Source organism: Furfurilactobacillus milii (assembly GCF_009863985.1).
Lineage (GTDB): Bacteria > Bacillota > Bacilli > Lactobacillales > Lactobacillaceae > Furfurilactobacillus > Furfurilactobacillus milii_A.
Genome location: NZ_WEZT01000030.1, coordinates 1 through 5,954, shown reverse-complemented (window position 1 = coordinate 5,954; position 5,954 = coordinate 1). Strand labels below are relative to the sequence as shown.

At 41.3% G+C, this 5,954-nt stretch carries 3 protein-coding genes and 2 pseudogenes; 2 read left to right on the top strand and 3 right to left on the bottom strand.

The genetic code is table 11. The annotated features are described in order from the left end of the window. Both GB992_RS10695 and GB992_RS10690 read left to right on the top strand, forming a co-directional pair. A pseudogene (locus GB992_RS10695) lies at positions 1-821 on the top strand (IS256 family transposase); the annotation flags it as partial. Between the two features lie 124 nt (positions 822-945). After that, on the top strand, positions 946-1,716 hold the full coding sequence (locus GB992_RS10690) for a Cof-type HAD-IIB family hydrolase (protein ID WP_161002428.1): 771 nt from the start codon (positions 946-948) through the stop codon (positions 1,714-1,716). Positions 1,717-1,835: 119 nt separating this feature from the next. Here GB992_RS10690 and pgmB read toward each other — a convergent pair. From pgmB to GB992_RS10675, 3 genes and pseudogenes are all read right to left on the bottom strand, one after another. Then, a pseudogene (gene pgmB / locus GB992_RS10685) lies at positions 1,836-2,506 on the bottom strand (beta-phosphoglucomutase). A gap of 18 nt (positions 2,507-2,524) precedes the next feature. Next, positions 2,525-5,242, bottom strand: a complete 2,718-nt coding sequence (locus GB992_RS10680) for a glycoside hydrolase family 65 protein (RefSeq protein ID WP_161002427.1) — start codon at positions 5,240-5,242, stop codon at positions 2,525-2,527. Positions 5,243-5,548: 306 nt separating this feature from the next. After that, positions 5,549-5,954: integrase core domain-containing protein (locus tag GB992_RS10675; protein WP_161002426.1), on the bottom strand; the 406-nt coding region annotated here is incomplete at its 5' end.

The following is a 5,954-nucleotide window of genomic DNA, read 5'->3' as shown; positions in this document are numbered from 1 at the left end:
CGAACTCATTGAGAAAATGTACGGTGCTCACTACTCCAAAGCCACGGTTTCCAACATGACTAAAGCCGTCAATGAACAGGTTCAAGCTTTCCAGCAACGTCGACTGGCTTCACAGTATGCGGCCATCTTCTTAGATGCCACTTACTTGCCGTTAAAGCGGGATACCGTTCAAAAAGAAGCCGTTCATATTGCGATTGGCATTCGTCCAGATGGTACGAAAGAAGTGCTGAACTACCAAGTGGCGCCAACGGAATCGACTGGAATCTGGACTGAACTGCTAGGAACCTTGATCAGGCAGGGCGTTAAAGATGTGCTGTTGTTTGTGGCCGATGGGTTAGTTGGTTTGGATGAAGGCTTGAATCGACATTTCCCTAAAGCCAAACGACAACGTTGCCTGGTTCATGTTGGGCGGAATCTGATGAACAAAGTTCGCGTAAAAGACCGCAAGGCCGTGATCAGTGACTTTAAACAAGTTCATCGGGCCGCCAACCGTGAAGCAGCCGAACTGAAACTGAATGAGTTCGCCAACAACTGGCATCAGACTTATCCCAAATAAATCAAAGATCTGCTTAAAATGCCGAATTTACTCACTTTCATGGACTTTCCACCAGCTATCCGGCAATCACTATACTCCACTAACCTGATTGAGAACTTTAATAAGCATCTCAAGCGCACCACCCACCACAAAGAACAATTTCCAACGGAAGATTCACTGGATCGCTTCCTGGTTTCTCAGTTTGATGTTTATAAAGAAGTCTCTGAAGCGGATCCACCGAGGGTTCAAAGGACTCCAGGACACCTTGGAAGCATCATTTATTTAAGTTAGATACATATTATATGTACGAAGGCATTTCATTTACACAAGATTCTTGACGCTACCAAATTTTCAGGGAGCAGTAGATTAAGTAGTACAATGTAGATATCGAGTTAAATGGAGGGAATTCAATGTATAAAGCGGTTGTTTTTTTTGATCTAGATGGCACACTATTTGATAATCAAAAGAATGTTTCTGATGACAACATTGCAGCAATTAATCAGTTACGAGTAGATAATATTCTACCTGTAATTTCAACTGGCCGAAATATTTTTGAAATTCAATATGTGATTGACGCTACCGGTATCAATTCATTAGTCAGTGCGAACGGTAGTTACGTTCAATATCAAGGGAAAAAGCTAAAGGCTGAGCAAATTAGTGATGAGGTGATTGAAGAGATTTTAGCATTTGCCAAAAAGCAGGGCGATGTGATTTCGTTCTATAACAATGAAGAATTTGCCTTAACAGCTGAAAATGACTTAACTAAAGTTAACTATCGGCTGTTAAGATTGACGCCGCACGTTGAGCCGGACTTTTACAAGACTCATGAAGTCAATTTCTTGAACGTTTTTAATTATGATAAAGATAAACTGTATCAGGATGAATTCAAGGGTGAATTGTCATTGGTTAGAAATAATCCTCGCTGTTTAGATACGATGAAGTGGGGGGTATCGAAGCAAACCGGCATTCAAGCACTCTTGAAGAAAGCGCAATTAGGGGACATTCCGTCCTATGCTTTCGGAGATCAGCTGAATGATTTGCAAATGTTTGCTGAAGTGGATTACCCAGTCGCAATGGGTAATGGTCACCCAGATGTGAAAGCCAAAGCATCATTCGTCACTACTTCAAATGTGAATGGCGGAATTGTGAATGGGCTGAAGCATTACGGGTTAATCAAATAACTTACGACATGCAATCATTTAAGGGCTTCACCCTGAAATCCTCGTTTTGGATTTTGGGATGAGGCCCTTAAATGATGGGATTAAAGCATCAATTGTCCCAGTTTTCCAAATGGATTGAATTAGTCCATCTGTTTTTTAATGTTAGCCAAGGTCATTTCACTGGTATCAGTAAAGTTCACATCTGCATCCTTCAAAATTGTCTTGTCACCAATTCCAATGGAGGTTTCCCCAGCGGCGTTAATTGATTCAACTCCAGCGGCAGCATCTTCGACTCCAATGCATTGTTCTGGTTTCAAATTGATCAGTTCGGCACCTTTGAGGTAAATTTCTGGATCTGGTTTGCCTTTGCTCAAAGTTTTTGGATCCACAATCTTTGGAAAATAATCAGTCAATTGTAGCTTCTTCAAAACAGTAGGAGCATTTTTTGATGCAGAAGCTAATGATAACAGATAACCACCATCTTTAATTTCATCCAGGAATTCTTTAATCCCCGGAAGAATATTAGCTGGAGTCATTTTGTCAACCAACTTCAAGTAGTTTGTATTTTTTCCGTTGCAAGATCAACCTTCTGATCGTCAGTATAGTGGTCTTGTAGATTACCTGCTTTTAAAATCATTTCAAGAGAATCCATCCGGCTGATTCCCTTTAATCCGTCTTCAAGTTCTTTGGACCATGGGGCACCCACCTTGTCAGCAACTTGATGCCAAGCTTGGCTGTGGAAAACCGAAGTATCCGTAATTACACCGTCGAGATCGAAGACAAAACCTTTAATATCTGAAAGCTTTGCCATTGTATTTCACTCCTAATCTTATTTGTAAGTAATAACAGTTGGCTTGTTCTTGGATAATGAATAACCCTTGTCACCAACCTTGATGTGACTGCTCGAATCGGCAGTCACATTGATTTTATGATGACCGATTTCAAAATTGTACGTGATGCCTTGATACGTTTGCTTAAATGATAGCTTACTCCAAGTGGTTGGAAGGTGCGGGTTGATGGAAACCTCGTCGGTGTCAAACCGAACCCCGCCGTAACACTTGGTTTCAATTTCAAGCGTAGCACCCATGACGCCAAGGTGAATACCTTCAGCAGTGGTCCCACCTTGGATATCATAGAAATCGGAGAACAAGGCGGTTGAGAACAATTGCCAGGATTGATCCATATTGCCATCCATTTCATCCAGAACTGAATAAACAATTCGTGAAAGGGTGGATCCGTGAGTCGTTCGATCAAGGTAAAATCTTAAATTGGTGGTAAAGTAGTTGGCGGGCAACTTGTAACCAAGCCGGGTAATGACGTTTTGAACTTCATCAAATGGTAATTCGTAATAAGCCATCAAAGTGTCGGCTTGTTTGGCAACTTGATAGGAATCAGGTGACTTACCTTCACCCTTTAACAGTCGATCAATTCGCGATATATCACCGTATTTCTTCCGGTAAGAATCAAAGTTGAGCTTGGAAAGATTGAAGTAACCGGAAAATTGACCAATGATGCCTTCTTCGTTGATATCGAGACGAAGTTTGTGGGCAATATCACTCATTTGATCAAGTAAACTATTGTCTGTTTGGGCTTTTTCATTGGCAGATTTGATTATCTTAGGATCTTCATGACTCATCAGCTCTGCGACTTTATCAAATAACCAAGAAACCATGATATTGGTATAAGCATTATTAGTGAGTCCGTGATCATCAGAGTTTGGATATTCTTCGTGGAATTCATCTGGTCCCATGACGTGATGAATATCGTAACGATCATCTTTTTTATCGTAGCTTGCCATGCTGACCCAGAACTTGCAAATTGACAATAACATTTCTAATCCGTAGTTCTTCATGAATTCGGTATCACCTGTTAGATGAACATAATTAATGACATCGTAGGCAACTGACAGTGAAACGTGACGTTGCAAGCGACTGTTATCCGGATCCCATTCACCACTAACCGGGTTCAAGTGAACAAATTGAGATTGTTCATCCCCATACATCCCTGACTGCCAAGGATACATTGCCCCTTGCTTGTCTTCCGAGGCGGCGTATTTGCGCGCTTCACCGATTCGATTATAGCGATATAACAAGCACTGTTTAGCAATTGCTGGGTAATGAATAGCATAAAACGGTAGATCAAAGGTGACATCCCAGAAGATGTGGCCTCGATAAGCTTCACCGTGCAAGCCACGAGCGCCGACTGAGGAATCTAATTGACCAGAAGCCAAGGCGGCACTTGTCACAAGCATATGGTAGATGTTAACTCGCGTCAGTTTTTGGCTGGTCATATCATTATCAATTTGGATATCTGAATTCTGCCAAACGTTGCTCCAGAACTTTTGACTGTCGGCGAGGGTGTCATTGAACGAAGAAGCGTTCAGTTCCTTTTGGGCGGGTTGTTTCAAGTTGGCATCCTGAGTTTGGCTGGTAAATACTGTGACACATTTTTCAAATACATACGGTTTCTCAGGTTCTACTTGGATATCCAATTTTTGCTGGATTTGTTTATCTTCAGTTTCAGCTGAAATTAACTTGGTGGTATCGATATCTTTGCTAGAAAGCTTAGAATTAATCACAAAGTTAACGTGGGACGTCTTGGTTTGACCGGTTAACGAAATCTGGTTATCGTGGGCATCCATGCCAATGACGTCGATATGGTGTTGATTGAAATCCTGATAGCGCTCAACATTGCCATTAATAACAGTCCCGTCAATTTTTGAATAGAGTTGAATGCTCCCAGAAAAGTTGATTGGTTTTAATTCATACTTGATGGAATAACGATGCCAATTTGTCATATTGGCAACTTTGGTAGCCCGAACTTGCAAAATGTGGCCAGTTGATAATTGAATATGCAAGGTGGTTGTTAAAACACCGGTTCGCAAATTTAGGCTTCGATAAATATCTTGAATATCTTCTTTTTTAATTTCAAATGGTTGTTGATGATCCACCCCAAAACTGATGTATTGAGCATTGGGGAGGTTTACTAGATCTTCGTTGACAACATCCCGACCGTTAATTTTGGTTGTGAGTTGATTGTAGACACCAGCAACGTACATCCCAGGGTAATTATCCTGGTTGGCGTTCGCTTCGACATACGCACCCCGCAGGCCAAAGTAGCCGTTACCGATTGTCAGCATGGCCTCTTGCCCATAGTTACGCTTGCCGCTGTACTCACCATAATAATCAAGGTGCCACTTCAAATATTCCTGTTTTTCTGCCACTGCTTTTTCCAAACCAACATCTTGAACCTTATGCAGGTTAACGACCGGAATATTCATCATGTGGGCAATTGCTAGGCCAATATCGATCTTTTGATGATCAATACCGATGATCGTGTCAGAGAATTCATAGTTCAATGAATTCTCAACAATTGCTGCATCAATTGGCAACCCAGTGAGGACAGCCTTAATGTTCTCAAGATTATCGCCAATTGAAAATTTGGGGTTGTAGGTGATCATAAACTTCCTAAAAGGGGGCTTATTGGAATTCTCTGAATAATTGATTTCCATGACCCCATCACGAGCCCTTATCGCAAACGTTCTCATAACAAAACCTCTTCTCAAGTATTTCCATTTGTGAAATCATCAATAAGTTAATTCTAGTTCAAATATCCGGTAATCGCAATTAATTGGGGGTTTGAAAGCAATTTGAGCAAGCCGGCTGTTTTCATTTTTGCTGATTTTCGAGTAGATCTTTGATTTCTGAAAGCAGGACTTCCTCGCGATCAACTGGATTGAAGTCAATATTTGAGACAGGTTTTAAGAGACATTCAGAACCGCGTTTACCTTCCACAGCTCAAATAAATCATTAATCGTGATTAATAACTTATTTGAACCATGGAAAGCATTAAATCAGGCGGCCATTTGGCTCGTAAGTGTTGCGATTTCAACTTGTAAGGGGGTCTGGTAGCCCAGTGAACTATGAATTCTCTTCCTATTGTAGAAAGCATGCACATATTCAAAAAGGACAGCAGCGGCAGTTTCATAATTCTCAAAGACCGGCACTGGATAAACACATTCCTTTTTGAGGGAAGCATGAAAAGATTCCATTGGTGCATTATCGTATGGACACCCCTTACGGCTGTAAGAGTGGCGGATATGTAGTTCTGTTAACCGTTGGTTGTAATCATCGCTGGTGTACTGTGATCCTAAGTCTGTGTGGATAATCAGGTCCCCAGTAATGGTTCGATTTTTAACCGCGCTTTCCAGGGTCTTTAAGACTAAATCAGTAGCCATCTTTTTTGAGAATGAATAGCCG